Origin of the sequence: Burkholderia cepacia ATCC 25416, assembly GCF_001411495.1 — a bacterium.
Classification (GTDB): domain Bacteria; phylum Pseudomonadota; class Gammaproteobacteria; order Burkholderiales; family Burkholderiaceae; genus Burkholderia; species Burkholderia cepacia.
Genome location: NZ_CP012982.1, coordinates 651,875 through 671,591 on the forward strand (window position 1 = coordinate 651,875; position 19,717 = coordinate 671,591).

General features: G+C 67.5%; 17 protein-coding genes. 4 read left to right on the forward strand and 13 right to left on the reverse strand.

The features are described 5' to 3' along the window. Nucleotides 1-40: 40 nt before the first annotated feature. The 7 genes from APZ15_RS20315 to APZ15_RS20345 form a co-directional block, all read right to left on the reverse strand. Complete coding sequence (locus tag APZ15_RS20315) at nucleotides 41-1,462, reverse strand: CheR family methyltransferase (protein ID WP_027790998.1); 1,422 nt, start codon at nucleotides 1,460-1,462, stop codon at nucleotides 41-43. After that, a complete protein-coding gene (locus tag APZ15_RS20320; protein WP_264173811.1) occupies nucleotides 1,459-1,971 on the reverse strand; it encodes a chemotaxis protein CheW in 513 nt (170 codons plus the stop codon). The genes APZ15_RS20315 and APZ15_RS20320 overlap by 4 nt, the downstream gene beginning before the upstream one ends. Further along, complete coding sequence (locus APZ15_RS20325; RefSeq protein ID WP_027790996.1) at nucleotides 1,971-3,647, reverse strand: methyl-accepting chemotaxis protein; 1,677 nt, start codon at nucleotides 3,645-3,647, stop codon at nucleotides 1,971-1,973. Before APZ15_RS20325 ends, APZ15_RS20320 begins: the two co-directional genes overlap by 1 nt. A 123-nt stretch (nucleotides 3,648-3,770) precedes the next feature. After that, nucleotides 3,771-4,904, reverse strand: coding sequence for a hybrid sensor histidine kinase/response regulator (locus APZ15_RS20330; protein ID WP_027790995.1), 1,134 nt, complete (start codon nucleotides 4,902-4,904; stop codon nucleotides 3,771-3,773). 484 nt (nucleotides 4,905-5,388) lie between these two features. Then, nucleotides 5,389-6,972, reverse strand: a complete 1,584-nt coding sequence (locus APZ15_RS20335) for a Na+/H+ antiporter (protein WP_027790994.1) — start codon at nucleotides 6,970-6,972, stop codon at nucleotides 5,389-5,391. 256 nt (nucleotides 6,973-7,228) lie between these two features. Beyond that, a complete protein-coding gene (locus APZ15_RS20340; RefSeq protein ID WP_027790993.1) occupies nucleotides 7,229-8,662 on the reverse strand; it encodes an aldehyde dehydrogenase family protein in 1,434 nt (477 codons plus the stop codon). 29 nt (nucleotides 8,663-8,691) lie between these two features. Next, complete coding sequence (locus tag APZ15_RS20345) at nucleotides 8,692-10,332, reverse strand: acetolactate synthase large subunit (protein ID WP_027790992.1); 1,641 nt, start codon at nucleotides 10,330-10,332, stop codon at nucleotides 8,692-8,694. Nucleotides 10,333-10,692: 360 nt separating this feature from the next. On the opposite strand from APZ15_RS20345, the gene APZ15_RS20350 reads away from it, so the two are divergent. Next, a complete protein-coding gene (locus APZ15_RS20350; RefSeq protein ID WP_167562614.1) occupies nucleotides 10,693-11,010 on the forward strand; it encodes a type II toxin-antitoxin system RelE/ParE family toxin in 318 nt (105 codons plus the stop codon). A gap of 3 nt (nucleotides 11,011-11,013) precedes the next feature. Beyond that, complete coding sequence (locus tag APZ15_RS20355) at nucleotides 11,014-11,313, forward strand: addiction module antidote protein (RefSeq protein ID WP_021157290.1); 300 nt, start codon at nucleotides 11,014-11,016, stop codon at nucleotides 11,311-11,313. Between the two features lie 56 nt (nucleotides 11,314-11,369). On the opposite strand, the gene APZ15_RS20360 is transcribed toward APZ15_RS20355, so the two are convergent. The 5 genes from APZ15_RS20360 to andAc all read right to left on the reverse strand — a co-directional run bounded on the left by APZ15_RS20360 (nucleotide 11,370) and on the right by andAc (nucleotide 16,199). After that, entirely contained in the window at nucleotides 11,370-12,656 is a 1,287-nt protein-coding gene (locus tag APZ15_RS20360; protein ID WP_027790990.1) for a DUF445 domain-containing protein, read from the reverse strand. A 211-nt stretch (nucleotides 12,657-12,867) separates the two neighbouring features. Further along, a complete protein-coding gene (gene andAa / locus APZ15_RS20365) occupies nucleotides 12,868-14,088 on the reverse strand; it encodes an anthranilate 1,2-dioxygenase system ferredoxin--NAD(+) reductase (RefSeq protein WP_027790989.1) in 1,221 nt (406 codons plus the stop codon). After that, nucleotides 14,078-14,404 (reverse strand): anthranilate 1,2-dioxygenase ferredoxin subunit AndAb, encoded by a 327-nt coding sequence (andAb, locus tag APZ15_RS20370; RefSeq protein ID WP_006479527.1) that lies wholly within the window; start codon nucleotides 14,402-14,404, stop codon nucleotides 14,078-14,080. The genes andAa and andAb overlap by 11 nt, the downstream gene beginning before the upstream one ends. Before the next feature lie 20 nt (nucleotides 14,405-14,424). Further along, nucleotides 14,425-14,910 (reverse strand): anthranilate 1,2-dioxygenase small subunit AndAd, encoded by a 486-nt coding sequence (gene andAd / locus APZ15_RS20375; RefSeq protein ID WP_034196026.1) that lies wholly within the window; start codon nucleotides 14,908-14,910, stop codon nucleotides 14,425-14,427. Nucleotides 14,911-14,927: 17 nt separating this feature from the next. After that, the gene (gene andAc, locus APZ15_RS20380; protein WP_027790987.1) at nucleotides 14,928-16,199 is read right to left on the reverse strand and encodes an anthranilate 1,2-dioxygenase large subunit AndAc; all 1,272 of its coding nucleotides are present in this window, start codon (nucleotides 16,197-16,199) and stop codon (nucleotides 14,928-14,930) included. Nucleotides 16,200-16,412: 213 nt separating this feature from the next. On the opposite strand from andAc, the gene andR reads away from it, so the two are divergent. Then, complete coding sequence (gene andR / locus APZ15_RS20385) at nucleotides 16,413-17,372, forward strand: anthranilate 1,2-dioxygenase regulatory protein AndR (RefSeq protein ID WP_027790986.1); 960 nt, start codon at nucleotides 16,413-16,415, stop codon at nucleotides 17,370-17,372. 208 nt (nucleotides 17,373-17,580) lie between these two features. Here the strand turns inward: andR and APZ15_RS20390 are convergent, their stop codons facing one another. After that, on the reverse strand, nucleotides 17,581-18,471 hold the full coding sequence (locus tag APZ15_RS20390) for a LysR family transcriptional regulator (RefSeq protein WP_021157296.1): 891 nt from the start codon (nucleotides 18,469-18,471) through the stop codon (nucleotides 17,581-17,583). 91 nt (nucleotides 18,472-18,562) lie between these two features. Between APZ15_RS20390 and APZ15_RS20395 the strand changes: the two genes are divergently transcribed. Next, a complete protein-coding gene (locus tag APZ15_RS20395; RefSeq protein WP_027790985.1) occupies nucleotides 18,563-19,696 on the forward strand; it encodes a muconate/chloromuconate family cycloisomerase in 1,134 nt (377 codons plus the stop codon). The last annotated feature ends 21 nt before the right edge of the window (nucleotides 19,697-19,717 follow it).

Here is a 19,717-nt window from a genome sequence, read left to right on the forward strand (position 1 = left end):
CTCTGGTCATCGCGGTGTCGGTCCCCAACCCGTAGTCTTGTCAGCCGGCCGAGCGCCGTGCACGCTCGAGCAGCCATTGCGCGCCCGCGCGATCGCCGCCGACGTCGAGCAGCGTCGCGAGATGGGTCAGCGCTTCGTGATGCGTGGGCCGCAGGTACAGCGCCTTCCTGTAGAAGTCGCCGGCTTCCGATGCGCGCCCGCGCGCATCCGCGATCAGCCCGTTCAGGTAGAACGCATCGGCGTGCGGCCCGACGCGCGCCGAGAACTGCGCGAGCACGCGCTCGGCCTCGTCGAACGCGCCGGCATTCGCCAGCGCCTGTGCGTCTTCCAGCGTCGGCGCGGGGCCTTCGGCCACCGGTGCGACCGTTGCAACGGGCGCAACCGGTTCGGCCGCCGCTGCCGGCAGATCGGCCCGCGCGTCGAACGCGGCCGCGTGCATGGCCGGCGGCGCTGCCGCGAACGGCTCGCGTGCGTCGCCGAGCCAGGCCGGCGGCGCGACCGCCAGCACCGGGCGTGTCGCCGCGGGCGGCGCGACCGTGAAGCGCTCCGCGCGCCGGTACGGCGCCGCCGCCACGGACAGCGGCGCCGCCGGCCGGGCCGCGTAGGCATCGGGCGCCGCGCCGGCGGGCTCGCGATGAAACGCGAATGCGAGCGGCACGCGCGCCGAGCGCATCCCGTGCCGCATCGCGACCCCCGTCTCGGCCGGCCCGACGAACAGCACGCCGTCGTCGGCAAGACGCTCGCCGAGCGCGCGGATCACGCGATCCTGCGCGTCGCGATCGAAGTAGATCAGCACGTTGCGGCAGAACACGAAATCGTAGCGAAGGCCCGTGTCCGCCGCCGGTTCGACGAGGTTCGCCTGACTGAACTGCACACAGGCGCGCACGCGCTCGTCGAGCAGCCAGCCCTCGCGGGTCGGCGTGAAGTGCCGCGCGCGAAATTCCGTCGCGGTGCCGCGAAACGCGTTGCGCCCGTAACAGCCGAGCCGCGCCTGCTCGATCGCGCGCGTGCTGAGGTCGATCGCGTCGATCGTGAAACTGGCCGGGTCGAGCCCCGCGTCGAGCAGCGCCATCGCCGCCGAAAACGGCTCCTCGCCCGTCGAGCACGGCGCGCTCAGCACGCGGATCACGCGGCCGGGCAGCGCCGCGAGCCGGTCGGCCGCGAGCCGCGCGAGCGTCGCGAAGGCCTCGCGGTCGCGGAAAAACCAGGTCTCGGGCACGACGAACAGCTCGATCAGCGCACGCCGTTCGTCGGCCGACGCGTTGAGCTGCTGCCAGTAGGCGTCGAGCGCGTCCTGCGTCACGGGCGGCCGCGCCGCCGACGACAGGCGCTCGCCGTCCGCCTGCAGCGCGTGCACGCGCTCCGTCAGCGCGCGGGTCAGGAAATCGTTGCCGAGCGAATCGGGGTCGATGCCGGTCTCGCGCAGCAGCCAGCCGCGAAATCGCGATTCGGACTCTTTCATGCGGACTCTCCCCCGTGGCCCGGCAGGCCGTCGTCGAACAGATACAGGCGTGCAACGTCGTCGATCAGGTCGGCAACCGATACCTGCTGCACGACGCCGTCGGGCGTATTCGCGACGGGCCCGAGCCAGCGCGTGCGCGCGGTCGAGATGCCGCTCGCGCGAAACGCCGCGCGGTCGATCCGCATCGTCTGCGTCGCACGCTCGACGATCAGCCCGATCGTGCGCTCGCCGCCCGCCTCGCGCGCCCGGTAGCGAACCATCACGAGCCGCGTCGAGCGCAGCGCATGCGCGCGGCGCCCGAGCGCCAGCATCGGCACGTCGATCACCGGCACCGGCTGGCCGCCGCGCATCAGCAGCCCGGCAATCCATTCGGGTGCGCCGGGCACGGCTTTCGTGACCGCGAGCGGCAGCACCTCGTCGATGCCGGCCGCGTCGAGCGCATAGCGTTCGCCGTCGAGCTCGAACATCAGGAACAGCGCATGCGCGCCGTTTTGCGTGTCCGCGCGCATCACGCGTCGACCTTGAAGCGCGACACGCTGGTGCGCAACTGGTTCGCGACGAGCGTCAGGTCGTCGATCGCCTGCGACGACTGGCGCAGCGACTCGGCCGTCTGCTGCGCGGCCTCCGACAGCTGCGACAGCGCCTGCGTGATCTGCTCCGCGCCGTTCGCCTGCGTCTGCATCCCTTCGTTGACCATCTGGAAGCGCGGCGAGAGCGTCTGCACCTCGGCGATGATCTGCGACAGCTGCCCGCCGACCTGCTGCACGTCGAGCATCCCCCTGCGCACTTCCTCGGAGAACTTGTCCATTCCCATCACGCCCGCCGATACCGCCGACTGGATCTCCTTCACCGTCTGCTCGATATCGTAGGTCGCGACCGCCGTCTGGTCGGCGAGGCGGCGGATCTCGGTCGCGACGACCGCGAAGCCGCGGCCGTATTCGCCGGCCTTCTCGGCCTCGATCGCGGCGTTCAGCGACAGCAGGTTGGTCTGGTCGGCCACCTTGGTGATGGTCGCGACCACCTGGTTGATGTTCAGCGCCTTCTCGTTGAGGATCGCGAGCTTCGCGTTCACCGAGCCGGCCGCGTCCATCACGCTGCGCATCGTCTCGCCCATCCGCGTGAGCCCGCTCTGGCTCACGCCCGCGAGTGTGGCCGACTGCTCCGCCACGCCGGCCACTTCGTTCATCGTGCGCACCAGGTCGCGCGACGTCGCGAAGATTTCGCGCGAGGTCGCGCCGATCTCGGTCGTCGTCGCCGCGGTTTCGTTCGCGGTCGCCTGCTGCTCGCGCGACGTCGCCGCGATCTCGGCGACCGACGTCGTCACCTGCAGCGACGACTGCTGCGCACGCGCGACGAGCTCGGTCAGTTCGTCGGCCATCCGGTTGAAGCCCGTCTCGAGCGTGCCGAATTCGTCGCGACGGCGCAGGTCGAGGCGGCGCGTCAGGTTGCCGGTACGCATCACGTCGTGCACCTCGACGAGCCGCGCCATCGGGACGGTGACCGAACGGTACAGCATGTAGCCGAACCCGAGCGCCGACAGCAGCATGATCGCCAGTGCGGTCGCGAGCACCACCTCGGTGTCCTGCACGGATTCACGGATCAGCTTCGCCGACTGATCGGCGAACTTGCGGTTTTCCTGCACGAGAATATTCGCATTGCGCACGACCTCGGCCCATGCGGGCTGCACCTTCACATACCCGGCGACCGCGTCGTCGTGCGATTGACGGTGCCGCTGCACCGCTTCGTTCAGCAGCGGCAGGTAGTGGTCGTAGGTGCCCCGGAAGGTCGCGAAGCGCTGCCGGTCGTCATCGCGAAATATCGAGTTCTGGTACTCGACCGACAACGAATCGATGTCCTTCGCCGCTTCGGCGATCTTCGCGAGATCGCGCTGGACGCTTTCGGGATCGGTCTCGACGAACGTCGCCTGCTGCAGCAGCATGAACGATTCATTCACTGCGCCGCGCAGCGACGACGCGAGGTAGACGCCGGGCAGCGAATCGCGCTCGATGCTGACGGCTTCGCTGTTGATCGCACGCAATCGCTCGTAGGACACGCCGGCTGTCACCAGCATCAGCACGAACAGCACGCCGAAGCTGAGCAGGATGCGATTGCCGAGCGTCAGCCGGGCAGCGCCGATCGTCGGATGCAGGCTTTCATTGGTCGCGCGGGGCGTCACGGTGGCCATGTTCGTTATGGGCTTTCTAATATCAGCGTTGAAAAAATCCGCGCCCGCCTGCGCGCCGGACGGCGCGCCACGAGCGCATCAGGGCTTGCAGGCGGCGCGGCGCCGGCAGGCCGCGCCGCGAAATCACCGCTCTGCTTGCGCCGGCAGCCGAAGCGCGACCATGAAGCCGCGCGCCGTATTGCGCATCAGGATCTGGCCGCGATGCCGCGCCGCCGTCGCGCGGACGAACGCGAGCCCGAGGCCGAAGCCGCCGCGCGCCGCGCCATGCGCGGTCTCGAGCTGCACGAACGACTCGGTCGCGGCCGTGCGCTGCTCCGGCGCGATTCCCGCGCCGGTATCCTCGACGCCGATCAGCCATGCACCGTCCTCGCCGCTCAGCGTGCAGTGCACGTCCGTGCCGGCCGGGCCGTACTTCAGCCCGTTGTCGATCAGGTTCGCGACCGCGCGCGTCAGCATCATGCGGTCGCCCATCGTCACGCACTCGGTATCGGGCACGTGCGCGGTGACCCGGCTGCCGAGCCCGGCGGCCTTCTCCCACAGCTGGTCGACGGCGTCGAGCACGATCTCGTTGAGGCTCACGACCTCGTGCGCGCGGCGCTCGGACCGCGCGCGGGTCAGGTGGATGAAGCCGTCGGCAAGCGCGAGCGCGCGCCGCGCATGGCCGGCAATGCGTTCCATGATCGCCGGCATCTCGCCGTGCTCGGCGCGGTAGACGTCGAGCAGCGCGAGGATCGACGTCTGCGGCGAACGCATGTCGTGCGACAGGAAGTCGAGCGCCTCGTCGCGCTGCCGGGACATCAGGTACGAATTCGAGTGATAGCGGATCCGTGCGGCCAGCTCCATCGCGTCGGGGAGCTTCACCAGATAGTCGTTCGCGCCGGCGATGAACGCCTCGCGCTTGACGATCGGCTCCTCCTTCGCGGACAGCACGATGATCGGCACGCGAGCCGTGCCGGCGTCCGCGCGCCACGCACGGACGAGATCGAGGCCGTCGATCTCCGGCATCACGAGATCCTGCAGGATGACCGTCGGCTTCACGTCGCGCGCGACCGCCATCGCCCGGTGCGCGTCGGTGCACACGTGCAGGTCGATGTCGTGTTCGCTGCGCAGCGCGCGGCGGATCACCTCGCCGACGAACGGTTGATCGTCGACGAGAAGGACCGATAACCCCGATTCAAGACAATCCGAGGCATTATCAACGCTCGATTCTTTCATAAATACAGTTTCAAACGCCGATTCTCCAATCGATTCTTTCATAGGAGTTGTTTATCAGACTTGGGACGCTATCTTAATTCGGCGGTTGAAAAAACCGCCCGATTCCGCCGATTTGGCCTGTCGGCATTGGCCTTGCAGGGCTCCGGACGCCGATTTCTCCCCGTTGGCGGCCGCATTACCTCCGCATCCTTTCTCTCAATAAACATAACCGGCTGATTCTAAATGAAATTAGAACACAGCATCTATCTCCTTCCGGTTTAGTTTTGCCAAATATGCAGAAAGAGACGGAATCAGTTAAATCAGATCATTTCCGGATTCGAAAGACGATAACGTTTGCGAGACCGGCGCCATAAGGTTTGCATGCGCTGCAAGGCTGGTTGTCCGCTTCATTTGGGGCCGGATGGAAATGCGCCGAATCGGCGGGCGCGAGGAAGAAAAAAAGCGCGCCGGACAACGATCTGCCCATGCGCGCTTCCGGTCGGCCGGCAGCGGCCGCTGGATGACGGCATGACGGTGCCGTGCAGCCTTATCCGCGCGCGTGCTGCGCGGACACTTCCTGCAGGTCGAGGTCGCGTTCGAGCGCATGCAGCATTTCGTCGTGGATGCGGCCCGAACGGTGCAGGCGCAACAATTCGGCGCGCCCGGCCCTGATCGCGGCCAGCACGACGTCGTAGTGCGCGGTGCGCACTTCCGCCGGGTACGCCGGTTCGTCCTTCGCCCGTTCGGTCAATTCCGCGCGATACGTGTACTGCTCGAGCAGGCGCGGATGGATCACGACCCCGTTCTCGTCGCGCACGAGCGGCTGGATCGCCGCGAGTTGCGCGGCCTCGACGTACGCCCACGTCTGCGGCTCGGTCAGGTGGTGCGCCGCGCGCTCTTCGCGCTGCGGCAGGCGCAGCAGCCGGATCAGCGGCCCGATCGTCGTGCCCTGCAGCAGCACGGTGACGAGGATCACCGCGAACGACGCGACCAGGATCACGTCGCGGCCGGGCATCGCCTCGGGCAGCGACAGCGCGATCGCCAGCGTGACGACGCCGCGCATCCCGGCCCAGCTCATGATCGTCGCGGCCTTCCAGTCCGGCGCCTCGCCGCGCCGCGCGATCCCGCGCACCGGCCATTTCAGCGCCTCGACCGCGTAGATCCACACGAAGCGCGACACGATCACCGCCGCCAGCACCGCGAACATCGGCGGCACCATCGTGGCGAGCACCTGCTCGAAGCCGCCGAGCCGGTGGATCGCGCCGCGCAGCGACAGCCCGATCAACACGAACACCATCGCTTCGAGCAGGAACACGATGACCTGCCAGAACGCGGTGCCGCGCGTGCGCACGGCCGCCGAGAACACCTCGTGCTGATGCCAGCCGACGATCATGCCGGCCGTGACGGTGGCGATCACGCCGGATACCTCGACCATTTCACCCGCGATATAGGCGATCCAGCCGGTGATCACCGCGACGGTGATCACGAGATAGTCGTCGTCGAGCTGCTTCAGGAACCACACGACGAGCTTGCCGACCACGAAGCCGATCGCCACGCCGCCGAGCCCGAGCTCCGCGAAGCGCACGACCGCGTGCTCGAGGCTGAATGCGCCGGTGAGCGCGGCCGCGACCGCGAAGCGGAACAGCACGAGGCCGGCCGCATCGTTCAGCAGGCTCTCGCCTTCGAGCAGCACCATTAGCCGGCGCGGCAGCGCGACGCGTTCGAGCACGGCCTTCGCCGCAACGGCGTCGGGCGGCGACACGATCGCGCCGAGCGCGAAGCACGCGGCCCACGGCAGCGACGGCGCCACCCAGTGCACGGCGAAGCCGACCGCGAACGTCGTGAACACGACCGCGCCGATCGCCAGCAGCAGGATGCCGCCGACGTTGCGCTTGAACTCCTCCCACACCGAGAAGTACGCGCCGTCCATCAGCAGCGGCGGAAGGAACACCAGCAGCACCAGTTCTGGATCGAGATCGATCGGCGGCAGGCCGGGGATGAACGCGATGCCGATGCCGCCGATCAGCAGCGCGGCCGCGGGCGGCAGCCGCAGCCGCTTGGCGACGCATTCGAGCGCGACGATCGCGAGAAATGACAACAAAACCAGCTTGAATGCCGAGACGGGAGACATGAATCGACCTCGTGAAGAATGAATTCGCGCTTCCCGGCGTCGTACCCCGGTCGGCAGTTTCGCGCGATTACATCACGAGGCGAGTCCCGTAGTCGAGCGCGTTCCGGCAGCCCGCCACGCGACGCCACGCGGGCACGATACGGGCCCGGCGGGGCCCGGCGCCGGCCCGCTGCGCGCGACGCCATGAAAAACGGCACGCGGGCCGGCCTTGTCGCCCACCCGCGTGCCGTCGCGGCACCGCGCATCCCGCCCCGCGTTACCGGCGCCGCACGACCATCAGCCGCGGCTCGGTCATGTCCTCGATCGCGTAGCGGATCCCTTCGCGGCCGAGGCCCGAATCCTTCACGCCGCCGTACGGCATGTTGTCGACGCGGAACGACGGCACGTCGTTGATCACGACGCCGCCGACCTCCAGCTCGTCCCACGCGCGCTGCGCATGCGTGAGCGAATCGGTGAACACGCCGGCCTGCAGCCCGAAGTCGCTGTCGTTCACGCGGGCAAGCGCATCGTCGAACCGGTCAAACTTCTCGAGGATCGCGACGGGGCCGAACGCCTCCTTCCGGTACAGGTCCTGCTCGTGCCCGACGTTTTCCAGCAGCGTCGCTTCGAACATCGCGCCGTCGACCTTGCCGCCCGCGACGATCTTCGCGCCCGCCGCGACGGCCGCGTCCATCCATCCCGACAGCCGGCGCGATTCGGATTCGGAAATCATCGGCCCGACGAACGTCGACGGATCCTTCGGATCGCCCATCTTCAGCGAACGCGTCTTCGCGATCAGCTTCTCGCGCAGCGCGTCATACAGATCGGCATGGACGAGGATCCGCTGCACGCCGATGCAGCTCTGGCCCGACTGGTAGTACGCGCCGAACGCGAGGCGCTCGACCACGTAGTCGAGCCGGTCGCGTTGATCCGCATCGACGATCGCGGCCGCGTTGCCGCCGAGCTCCAGCACGACTTTCTTCTTGCCGGCCTTCTCCTTCAGCGCCCAGCCGACGGCCGGCGACCCCGTGAACGACAACAGCTTGAAACGCTCGTCGGTCGTGAACAGGTCGGCGCCGTCGCGATGCGCGGGCAGCACCGAGAATGCGCCCTTCGGCAAGTCGGTTTCGGCGAGTACCTCGCCGATGATCAGCGCGCCGATCGGCGTGCGGCTCGCGGGCTTCAGCACGAACGGACAGCCGGCCGCGAGCGCGGGCGCGACCTTGTGCGCGGCGAGGTTCAGCGGGAAGTTGAACGGCGAGATGAACGAGCACGGGCCGACCGGCACGCGCTTCGTGTAGCCCGTATAGCCCTGCGCGCGCGCGGAGATCTCGAGGTTGATGATCTCGCCGTCGATGCGCACCGACTCCTCGGACGCCACGCGGAACGTGTCGATCAGCCGCGTCACTTCGCCCTTCGAATCGTTGATCGGCTTGCCGGCCTCGATGCACAACGCCTCGGCCAGCTCGTCGAAGCGCTCGCGAAAACGCGCGACGCAATGGTCGAGCACGGCCTGCCGCTTGTAGGCCGGCAGCTCGCGCATCGGCTTCGCGGCGTCGACCGCCGCGCCGATCGCCGCGTCGATGGCCTTCGCGTCGGCCAGCGCGACGCGCGTCGCGACCTTGCCGCTGAACTTGTCCGTCACGTCCAGATCGGTGTTCGCGTAGACGGCTTCGTTGGCGAGGTAGTACGGATAGGTTTCCTTCAACATGGAACGACTCCTTCCTGTGGACGGGACATTCAGAGTTGCGCCGACAGGCGCTTGATCTCGCGGTTCAGCACGCGCTCGTTGTCCGAATAGTCGATCGGCACGTCGATCACGTGCACGCCCGGCGTCGAGAAACACTCGCGCAGCAGCGGCTCGAGATCGTCGGCCGATTCGACGCGGTGCCCGTGCGCGCCGTAGCTTTGCGCATACGACACGAAATCGGGGTTCTGCAGCGTCATCGCGAAATCGGGGAAATTCATGTTCTCCTGCTTCCAGCGGATCATCCCGAAGGCGTCGTCGCGCAGGATCATCACGACGAGGTCGAGCTTCAGCCGCACCGCCGTTTCGAGCTCCTGCGAATTCATCATGAAGCCGCCGTCGCCGCACACGGCGATCACCTTGCGCTGCGGGTGCACGATCTTCGTCGCGATCGCCGACGGCAGGCCGGCGCCCATCGACGCGAGTGCGTTGTCGAGCAGCAGGGAATTCGGCTCGTGCGCGCGCCAGTAGCGCGCGAACCAGATCTTGTACATCCCGTTGTCGAGACAGACGATGCCGTCGACCGGCAGCGCGTTGTAAAGATCGTTGACGATCCGCACCGGGTACATCGGGAAGCGCGGATCGTGCTGGCCCTTCTCCAGATGGGCGTCGAAATGCGCCTTGATCATCGTGAAGCGCGAGAAATCCCAGTGCGGCTGCGGCGCGAGCGCCTCCTTCATCTGCCACACCGCGTTCGCGATGTCGCCGACCACCTCGATCTGCGGGAAGTAGACGGGATCGACCTGCGCGCCGAGAAAGTTCACGTGGATCACGGTCTTGTCGTCGGTACGCATGAAGAACGGCGGCTTCTCGATCACGTCGTGGCCGACGTTGATGATGCAGTCCGCATGCTCGATCGCGCGGTGGACGAAGTCGCCGTCGGACAGCGTCGCGTTGCCGAGCCACAGCGGGTGCGTCTCGTCGATCACGCCCTTGCCCATCTGCGTCGTGAAGAACGGGATGCCCGTCTTGTCGACGAATTCGAGCAGCATCTTGCAGGTGGTCTTGCGGTTGCCGCCCGCACCGATCATCAGCAGCGGATGGCGCGCGGCCTGGATCGCGTCGACCGCATGCGCGATCGCCTTTTCCTCCGCCACCGGCCGCCGGCTGTAGCTGCGCGGGATCGGCTTGCCGTCGCCCTCCTCGTGCGCGATGTCTTCCGGCAGCTCGAGGTGCGCGGCGCCCGGACGCTCCTCCTCCGCGCGGCGGAACGCCTCGCGCACGGCCGACGGGATGTTGCCGATCGACACGATCTGCCGCGTGAACTTCGTGAGCGGCTGCATCATGTCGACCACGTCGACGATCTGGAAGTGGCCCTGCTTGCTGGACTTGATCGGCTTCTGCCCGGTGATCATCAGCATCGGCATGCCGCCGAGCTGCGCATACGCGGCGGCCGTCACGAAGTTCGTCGCGCCGGGCCCGAGCGTGGCGATACACACGCCGGTACGGCCCGTCAGGCGGCCGTAGGTGGCGGCCATGAACCCGGCCGCCTGCTCGTGCCGGGTCAGCACGAGCTTGATCTTCGATCGCCGCAGCGATTCGAGCAGATCGAGGTTTTCTTCGCCGGGAATGCCGAACACGTACTCGACGCCTTCGGCTTCCAGCGCCTTCACGAACAGATCCGATGCTTTCATGGGGGACTCTCGGTTGATGCCGCCTGCCCGGCCTACGGACACGCAGCGTTCAGAACGCGCGCCGGCCTACGGCACGCGGACGCTTTACCTACTGGACACAAACCACGGCACTGCCCGCCGCGCAACGAGCGATGCGCGGCGGCGCCTCCGGATAGCGGAGGACAAACGGATCCGCCCGCGCGCGGCAAGCGCGCACGGGCGGCAAAGACGTGATTGATTGTAGACGGATTCGCAGAACTCCGACTTCGGCCGAACGGCCATTTGGCACGCAAACGAAGCGGGCAGCCCTAATGTAGCGGCTACCGAATAACCCGACCCAGCCCGACCCATCTGTGAACCATGGTTGACATACCGCAATCAATGCCCTACAGTGCGCCTACGTTCAGCATCCGGACCACCGACGTCTTCGACGCATGGTTTGCCGGCCTGCGCGATCGCGTCGCGAAGCGCCGCATCCAGGCACGCATCGACCGCCTGTCGATGGGCAATCCGGGCGACTGGAAATCCGCGGGCTCGCCGGTCGTCGAAATGCGGATCGACCACGGCCCCGGCTATCGCGTCTACTACGTCCGGCGCGGAACGATCTGGGTCATCCTGCTCGGCGGCGGCGATAAATCGACGCAACAGGCCGACATACGCGCCGCGCACGCGATGCTCGCGCACCTCGACATGGAGTAATCGATGGACAAGATCAGCACCCGGCCGTGGGATTCGGCCGACCATCTGAAGACCGAAGACGACATGGCCGACTACTTCGAAGCGTGCCTGCAGGAAGCCGGCGACGATCCGGCCTTCATCGCGCACGCGCTCGGCGTGATCGCACGCGCACGCGGCATGTCGCAGGTCGCGCGCGACGCGGGCCTGTCGCGCGAAGGGCTGTACAAGGCGCTGTCGCACGACGGCAACCCGAGCTTCGGCACCATCCTGAAGGTCATCAAGGCGCTCGGCCTGCAACTGCACGGCGCGAAAGCGCATGCATGACTCGCGGGCGCGGCCCGTCGCTCACTCCGCGCCCTCCCGCGATATCCGTGGCCGCGTCAGTGCAGCCAGCCGGCTGCCCAGCGCGGCACCAGCGACACCAGATACAACCCGAGCCCGATCAGCCCGCCGACCAGCGTGCCGTTGATGCGGATGTATTGCAGGTCCTTGCCGATGTTCAGCTCGATCTGCCGCGACATCTCGCGCGCATCCCAGTTGCGCACCGTATCGCGGATATGGCGCATCAGGAAATCCGCGAAATCCGGCGCCATCTCGTGCACGGCCCTCTCGACATGCTCGTTCAGCGATGCACGCAATGCCGGACTCTCCGCCAGCCGCGCACCGAGCCAGCCGCCGAGCGTCGCCGCCTGCCGGTGCAGCGCCGAATCGGGGCGCGCGAGATCGGCCTTCAGCCACGCGCGCAACTGATCCCACAAGTCGCGGACATACTCGTTGAACGCGGCGCCGTCGCGAACGTAACGCTTGATCTCCTCGCCCTTCGCGATGAACGCGGGATCGTGCTTCAACCGCTCGGTCAGCCGCACGACCGTTCGGTCGAAACGCTGCCGCAGCTCGTGCTCGGGGTCCGCCGCCACGCCTTCCAGCACGCGGCTCACCGCACTCGCGAGCATCCGCGCGCCGTTCTCGCCGAACCACTGCGTCGGCATGATCTTCTCGACCTTCGGGTACTGCGTCTTCAGCCATTCGACGATGAAGCCCGCGATCACCTCGCGGTTTTCTTCCTTGTCGAGCACGTCGACCACCTGTTCGATCGCGTCGTCGAGCAGCACCTGGTGGCGGCCGTCCTTCGTCAGCGTGTCGAGGATCGCGCCGGCCGATTGCGACAGGTCGACCCGGTCGATCACCGCGCGAAACGCATCGTGGACGAACGACTGGATCCGCGCGTCGTCGGTCATGTCGAGCGCGAAACTCATCAGCTTCGTCACATAGCCGCCGAGCGCGTCAGTGTTTGCCGGCTCGCCGAGCCACGCGCCGAGTTTCTGCGCGGGATCGTGCTGGCGGATCTGCGCGGCGAGCGCGTCGGGGCCGAGGAACTTCTCGCGCACGAACACCGCGAGGTTGTCGGCGATCTTGTCCTTGTTCTTCGGAATGATCTCGGTATGACGCGATACGAACGGGATCGGTACACGGCGGAACAGCGCGACGACCGCGAACCAGTCGGCGAGCGCGCCGACCATCGCGGCTTCGGACACGGCCTTGAAGCCGTCGACCCACGGGCCACGCGGCAGCAGGATCGTCGTGACGAACACCGCGACGGCGGCCAGCAGCAGCCACAGCGCGCGGCGCTTGCTGCGTTTCAGTTCGAGGGCTTTGTCTGGCGTCATGGCGGCAGGCGAATCGGCGATGCCGCTAATATCCCCGATTTCGCACCGGCCGACAAACGCGCGGCATGAAACGCAACGGCCCCGCGCGATCGCCGCCGAGCATGACGTCACCCGCCACGTCGCGCAATCGTCCGGCAAACGCGCGGCCGGCGACGTCGTCGCCGACGCCATCCGTCCACCGCGCCCGCCATACTCGCCGCGCCTGCCGCCGTTACAGGAACGTCTTCAGATTCACCGTCGGATCGGCGAGCTTCACCGGATCGGGCACCGCCCCCGCCGCGATCAGCCGGCGCGATGCGCCGATGTCGCGCCCCTGGTTCGCCGCGGCCGCCGCGACGATCCTGCCGTCGTCCCCCAGCCCGAACACGGTGAACGGCCCGTTCGCCGGATCGCCGCGCACGACGATCGTGCGTTCGCTGCCGAACAACCCGAGCATCTGCAGGTTGCAGTCGTACTGATCGGACCACAACCACGGCAGCTCGGCATAGGTTTCGTCGGCACCGAGCAGGTTCGCCGCCGCGACAGCCGGCTGGTTTTCGGCCACCTGCCACGATTCGATCCGCACGTGACGCCCGAGCAACGGATTGAAGTGCATCGTCACCTCGCCCGCCGCGAAGATCGCGGGATCGACCGTACGGCAGCCCGCGTCGACGCGTATCCCGTTGTCGACATCGAGCCCCGCTGCGTGCGCGAGCTCGACATTCGGCACCACCCCGATACCGACCACGACGAGATCGGCCGGCACGTCGCCACGATCGGTCTCGACGATCGCGCCGCCACCCGGCGCGCGACGGATCGCGCGCGGCAGCGTCGCCATCCGGAAGACCACGCCGCGTGCGTCGTGCAGCCGATGCGCATACGCGCCGACGACTTCCGGCAACGCGCGCTGCAGCAGGCGCGGCGCCGGATCGATCACCGTCACGTCGCAACCGAGCTGGCGCGCCGCCGCCGCGACCTCGAGGCCGATGAAACCGCCCCCGAGCACCGCCACGCGGCGCCCCGGCGCGAGCTGTGCGCGCAACGCACGCGCATCGTCGACCGTGCGGACGTAATGCGGCGTGACGCCTTCGTCGATCTCACCGCCGAACGTACGCACCCGCGAGCCCGTCGCCAGCACGAGCCGCGCATAAGGCAGCGTCGTGCCGTCGTCGAGCCGCACGCGCAACGCGTCGCGCTCGATCGCCTCGACGCGCGTGCCGAGCCGCAGCTCGATGCGCTGCGCGTCGTACCACGCGGCATCGCGCACGAACGCACGCTGCTCGCCGCCGTCGCTCAGCAGCGCATCCTTCGACAGCGCGGGCCGGTCGTACGGCAGCTCGCGTTCCGCGCCGATCATCACGATGCGCGCCGCGGCGTCGCGCTCGCGCACCGCTTCGGCCGTGCGCCGCGCCGCGTGGCCGGCGCCGACGATCACGAACGGATCAGCCGACATTGACTTCCACCTGCCCGTCGACGATCCGGATCGGATAGGTGCGCACCGGCTCCGTGATCGGCGCGCATTTCGGCGCGCCCGTGCGAATGTCGATCAGCCCCTGGTGCAGCGGGCATTCGACGCAGCCGTCCTCCACATACCCCTCGGACAGCCGCGCATGGCCGTGCGTGCAGAGGTCGTGCATCGCGAACAGTTCGTCGCCGATCCGGAACACGGCGATCGGCTTCTGGCCGGCGACGCGCGCCGCCGGTTCGTCTTCGGAGAATTCGTCGAAAGCGCCGAGCGGATGCCACTCGGCGAGCGTTGCTTCAGTCATGACTGTTCCTTGCTTCCGTATCAGATCGGGGTCGCGAGCAGCGTCTGCACGCGCGACGTGTCGTAGATCACCCGCTTGGTCTTGTAGCGCAGCCCGTCCGGCGTGCGCACGACCGTGTCGTAGTACTTGCCGGCCTGGTACACGTTCGATTCGCCGTTGCTGCGCGTCTGCACGACGACGTAGTTGCTCTCAGTGTCGATCTCGCCGTCACGTTCCGCGACGATCGTCAGGCCCGACGTCATGTGCCGGTACGTATGCTCTTCGTAGATGTTCGCGTGCCGCAGCGACACCACGCGGTCGCGCAGCATCCGCTGGTTCGTGCAGTGGACGATCCCGACCGGCAGCCCGAGGTCGGCGTTTTCCTTCGGCACGATTTCGTACGTGCAGTCCTCGGTGAACATCGTCGGCCATTCCTCGAGCCGGTTGTTGTCGAGGTGCCCGATATAGCGGTTCTGGAGCATGTAAATCTCGAACCACGTCTTCATGTCTTCCGTCAGGTTTTCCATCGTTCCGCGCTCCCGCTTCAATAGCCCATCAGCTTCTGGTAGCCGACCCAGAACTTGCGGATCAGGCTTTCGGTGATCACCGTGTCCTGCTGGTCCGGATTGCCGCGCGACATCTCGATCACCGACGTCGCGTCGCCGTCGCGCACCGTGCCGCGCTGCACGAGCTCGGTCGCCTCCGTGTCCTCCATCGAGATGTAGCCGGCCGGCCCGACGAGGTTCGCCTGCTTGATTCGCAGCGCGCGCAGCTCGGGCGTATCGTCCGCGTAGCCGAAGAAGTGGAAGATCAGCTCGAAGTTGTCGGGGCCCTTCGGCAGGATCTGGCGGGCGACCAGCGTGTTGTGGATCTGCTGGATCACGAGCTGCGGGAAGATCGGCTGGATATGGTTCGTGCAGTCCTCGTCGTATTCCGACACGAGATCGAGAATCGATTCGTCTTCCAGATGGAAACCTTCGTCGAACGAGCGAATGTTCTGCTGCTTGTACGCGGCCGACGTATCGTCGCCCGTCTTCGTCACCGTGATGATGCTGTGCAGCCCGTGGTTCGCATCCGGAATCGAGCGCGCCTTCATCCCGACGCGGAAGATGTTGAAGGTCGTATGGAACAGGTGCAGCATGCTCGCGTGATACGGGTCCTTCACGTTCTCCATGTACAGCTTCCAGTTCGACTTCGAATACTGGCGCGTGCAGCCGAGATACTCGATCGGCTTGTGGAAGATCCGGTCGATCCACGGGCGCATCTGCTCGCCGAGATAGTCGGGCAGCGGCATCACGTCGTCGCTGAAGGTGGCGAACACGAGCCCGCGATAGCTGTCGACACGCAGCTTGCGCAGCCCGTGCTGCTTCGGGTCGAAGTCGGCCGGCATCCCGGACATCCCCTTCTGGCCGCGCCGGAACGGCACACCCAGCAGGTTGCCCGTATTGTCGAAGCTCCACTGGTGATACACGCACGTATGCGAGCTCGCGTTGCCGCGCGACTTGCGGCACACCTGCGCGCCGCGGTGCGCGCAGCGGTTCACCCACGCGGAAAGCGCGCCGTCCTCCGTGCGCGTGACGACCACCGGTGTATCGCCGACGAACGTGCTCTTGAAATCGCCGGCGTTCGGGATTTCCGCTTCCAGCGCGACGAAGTTCCACGTCGGGCCGCGAAAGATGCGTTCCTGCTCGCGTTCGTAGACGGCCTGCGAGCTGAACACCTTGTACGGCACGCGCGAGCCGTCGTCGTGCGGAAAGCTCACGTCGGACGCGTCGTCGCGCGAGGCGAACACGACGGGCGATTCTGTCTGCTCCATGTCGGACTCCTTGTGGTTCCGTTTCATTAACAAGATGGAGTCCATTTTTGAAAGGCTAATATTCCCCGTCTATCCGGAAAGTGCGATTGCGGCGGCGCAATATCCACTTTCGGCGGATTTCTGAGCTAGCATGACGGCACACACGACCCTGCGCACGATCGCGACCCATTCATCGGATCGAAGCGCGCGTCGCTCATACAAAGGCTGAGGCCCATGTCCCCAACGTCGTTCGAGCCGCTCGCGCTGCGCGCGCACCGGCTGTTCGAATCCCGCGATCTCGACGAGACGCGCGAGCGGATCTCGCGCGTGATGCAGCCGCATGCGCTGCTGCCGAACGGCCGCACGCATGGCGCGTCGCACATGGATTTCGTCCGGCTCGGCGGGCTCGGGATCGGCACGATCGCATTCGGCGACGCGATGCGCGTGCAGGTCGACGCGGTCGACGGCTACTACCTTCTGATGTTCTGCCTGTCCGGCCAGGCCGAGGTGCGCGCGATGGGGCGGCAGCTCGGCGTCGACGGCCAGACCGGCGTGCTGTGCGCGCCCGGCGAGCGCTTCGACGCGGTGCTGTCGGCCGATTGCGAGCAGTTCGTGCTGCGCATCGACGCGGCCACGGTCGGCTCGCTGACGGGCGACCCGCGCGCGACGCTCGACCCGGTGCTGCATGTCAGCGACGCCGCGCTCACCGCGTGGCGCCAGCAACTGATGCTCGTCGCCCGCTCGCCCGAGCTGCTCGAGCGCGCGAACGCGAACCCGCGCGTCGCGTCGCAGCTCGAGCACCTGCTGATCGACCTGCTGATCGAAGGCCACCCGCCGTCCGTGCTGCACGCCTCGCACCGCGACCCCGCGCCGGGCTTCCTGCGGCGCGCGCAGGAGTTCGTGGACGCGCACTACGCGCAGCCGCTGCAACTCGCCGATATCGTCCAGGCCGCCAACGTGCCGGAACGGACGCTGCGCGACGCGTTCCTGCAGTTCCGGGGAATGAGCCCGATGCAATACCTGCGCGCGACGCGGCTCGACCATGCGCGCGAGCTGCTGCGCGGCGCGGCGTCCGACCGGCGGATCGCCGATGTCGCGCTCGATTGCGGGTTTACGCACCTTGGCCGGTTCGCGATCGCCTATCGGGAAAAATTCGGCGAGTCTCCGTCTGAAACGCTCGACGTGAAGCGATAGCGACGCGCACGCTGGCGCGGCCGGTGGCATGCGGCTTGTGCTTGTGGCTTGTGGCTTGTGGCTTGTGGCTTGTGGCTTGTGGCTTGCGACCCGCAAAACCAGCGCGGCACTTGCATCGACGCGCGTGACATTACGACACCCCCTCCGCATCCACCGGCGCACGCCAAAACAGACCGTTAGTTGCACTGCTTGAAGGCGGCGACGCCCGTCAGGCCGACGCCCCGATCATCTCCCGCGCAATCGCGCAGAACGCGGCCGTGGCGGCGCTTTCGCCGTGCAGCCGGCGGCTCATGATGATCGGCGACGTCGCGGCCGGCTCCGGCAACCGCCGATAGACCACGCCCTTCACGCGCACGCCCTCCACGCTCTCCGGCACCAGCGACACGCCGACCTGCGCGGCCACGAGCCCGAGCGCCGTCTGCAGCTCGCGCACCTCGTGCACGGCCGCCGGCACCAGCGCGCCGTCGCGCAGCGCCGACAGCTGCTGATCGGCGAAGCTCGGCCGCGGCGTGCTCGGATAGACGATCAGCGTCTCGTTCGCGATATCCGCGAGCGCGAGCGGCCGATCGGGATCGGCGAGCGGATGCCCGACCGGCAGCGCGGCGATCAGCTTTTCCTCGATCAGCGCCTCGCGCACCAGCTGGTCGTCGTCGAACCGCAGGCGGCCGAACCCGACGTCGATCCGCCCGCCCTTCAGCGCGCCGAGCTGTTCGAGCGTGAACATTTCGATCAGCGACAGTTCGACGTCCGGCTGCGCCTCGCGAAACGCGCGGATCACGTCCGGCAGCGCGCCGTACAGCGTCGACGGCACGAAGCCGATCACGATCCGCTCCGACAGCTGCGCGAGCCGCCGCGTCAGCGGGCCGAGCTCGTCGGCCTGGTCGACGAGGCGCTTCGCCTGCGCGTAGAACACGCGCCCCGCATCCGTCAGCTTCAGCGGCCGCGCGCCGCGCTCGAACAGCGGCAGCCCGATCTCGTCCTCGATCGCCTGGAGCTGGCGGCTCAGCGGCGGCTGCGTCATGTGCAACCGCTCGGCCGCCCGCGTGATGTTCATTTCCTCGGCGACGGCGATGAAGTAGCGGAGCTGGCGCAATTCCATTTCATGCCTCAAAGGTATGGAAGTAGTCGGAAAGAGTGTTGGACGACGCGGGGCGGGAATTCCTACCATGTGCACCAACAGGAGGAATCGCATGATAGCAACTGCCGCCACCATCGAACGCATCGAGACTTTGCTGGTCGACGTGCCGACGATCAGGCCCCACAAATTGTCGGTCGCCACGATGAATTGCCAGACCCTCGTACTGGTTCGCGTTCGATGCACGGACGGTATCGAAGGCGTCGGCGAGGCGACGACCATCGGCGGCCTCGCCTACGGCGAGGAAAGCCCCGAAAGCATCAAGGTCAACATCGACACCTATTTCGCGCCGCTGCTGCAGGGCATGGACGCGACCCGCCCGGGCGCCGCGATGGCGCGCGCCCGCAAGCTGTTCCAGGGCAACCGCTTCGCGAAGTGCGCGATCGAGACCGCGTTGTTCGACGCGCAGGCGCGCCGCCTCGGCGTGCCGCTGTCGGAACTGTTCGGCGGCCGCCGGGCCGACGCGGTGGACGTCGCATGGACGCTCGCGAGCGGCGACACGCAGCGCGACATCGCAGAAGCGGAAGCGATGCTCGACGCGCGCCGCCACCGCGCGTTCAAGCTGAAGATCGGCTCGAACGCGGTCGCCAGCGACGTCGCACACGTCGTCGCGATCAAGCGCGCGCTCGGCGAGCGCGGTGACGTGCGTGTCGACGTGAACCAGGCATGGAGCGAAACCGACGCGATCTGGGCCGGCGCACGGCTCGCGGAAGCGGGCGTGAGCCTCGTCGAGCAGCCGATCGCCGCGACCAACCGCGCGGGGCTGAAACGCCTCACGCAGCTCGCGCAGGTGCCGATCATGGCCGACGAGGCGCTGCACGGCCCCGTCGATGCGTTCGCGCTCGCGCAGGATCGCGCGGCCGACGTGTTCGCGGTGAAGATCGCGCAATCGGGCGGCCTGCAGGGTGCGGCGAGCGTCGCGTCGATCGCGGCGGCGGCCGGCATCGAGCTATACGGCGGCACGATGCTCGAGGGCGCGGCCGGCACGATGGCGTCCGCGCAACTGTTCAGCACGTTCGACTCGCTGAAATGGGGCACCGAGCTGTTCGGCCCACTGCTGCTCACCGAGGAAATCCTCGTCGAGCCGCTGCGCTACGAGGATTTCAAGCTGCACCTGCCGGCGACGCCCGGCCTCGGCATCACCTTCGACTGGGCCCGCATCGAACGCATGAAGCGCGACGCCCGCTGATCCCCACACGACAACCGAAAC

Excerpts from the sequence above, each read along its gene's own strand:
- andAb (WP_006479527.1), bottom strand. The coding sequence starts at position 14,404 with ATGACTGAAGCAACGCTCGCCGAGTGGCATCCGCTCGGCGCTTTCGAC.
- APZ15_RS20325 (WP_027790996.1), bottom strand. The coding sequence starts at position 3,647 with ATGGCCACCGTGACGCCCCGCGCGACCAATGAAAGCCTGCATCCGACG.
- APZ15_RS20330 (WP_027790995.1), bottom strand. The coding sequence starts at position 4,904 with ATGAAAGAATCGATTGGAGAATCGGCGTTTGAAACTGTATTTATGAAA.
- APZ15_RS20395 (WP_027790985.1), top strand. The coding sequence starts at position 18,563 with ATGATAGCAACTGCCGCCACCATCGAACGCATCGAGACTTTGCTGGTC.
- APZ15_RS20345 (WP_027790992.1), bottom strand. The coding sequence starts at position 10,332 with ATGAAAGCATCGGATCTGTTCGTGAAGGCGCTGGAAGCCGAAGGCGTC.
- APZ15_RS20360 (WP_027790990.1), bottom strand. The coding sequence starts at position 12,656 with ATGACGCCAGACAAAGCCCTCGAACTGAAACGCAGCAAGCGCCGCGCG.
- andAd (WP_034196026.1), bottom strand. The coding sequence starts at position 14,910 with ATGGAAAACCTGACGGAAGACATGAAGACGTGGTTCGAGATTTACATG.
- APZ15_RS20350 (WP_167562614.1), top strand. The coding sequence starts at position 10,693 with ATGCCCTACAGTGCGCCTACGTTCAGCATCCGGACCACCGACGTCTTC.
- APZ15_RS20340 (WP_027790993.1), bottom strand. The coding sequence starts at position 8,662 with ATGTTGAAGGAAACCTATCCGTACTACCTCGCCAACGAAGCCGTCTAC.
- APZ15_RS20390 (WP_021157296.1), bottom strand. The coding sequence starts at position 18,471 with ATGGAATTGCGCCAGCTCCGCTACTTCATCGCCGTCGCCGAGGAAATG.
- APZ15_RS20335 (WP_027790994.1), bottom strand. The coding sequence starts at position 6,972 with ATGTCTCCCGTCTCGGCATTCAAGCTGGTTTTGTTGTCATTTCTCGCG.
- andR (WP_027790986.1), top strand. The coding sequence starts at position 16,413 with ATGTCCCCAACGTCGTTCGAGCCGCTCGCGCTGCGCGCGCACCGGCTG.
- APZ15_RS20315 (WP_027790998.1), bottom strand. The coding sequence starts at position 1,462 with ATGAAAGAGTCCGAATCGCGATTTCGCGGCTGGCTGCTGCGCGAGACC.
- andAa (WP_027790989.1), bottom strand. The coding sequence starts at position 14,088 with ATGTCGGCTGATCCGTTCGTGATCGTCGGCGCCGGCCACGCGGCGCGG.
- andAc (WP_027790987.1), bottom strand. The coding sequence starts at position 16,199 with ATGGAGCAGACAGAATCGCCCGTCGTGTTCGCCTCGCGCGACGACGCG.
- APZ15_RS20320 (WP_264173811.1), bottom strand. The coding sequence starts at position 1,971 with ATGCGCGCGGACACGCAAAACGGCGCGCATGCGCTGTTCCTGATGTTC.
- APZ15_RS20355 (WP_021157290.1), top strand. The coding sequence starts at position 11,014 with ATGGACAAGATCAGCACCCGGCCGTGGGATTCGGCCGACCATCTGAAG.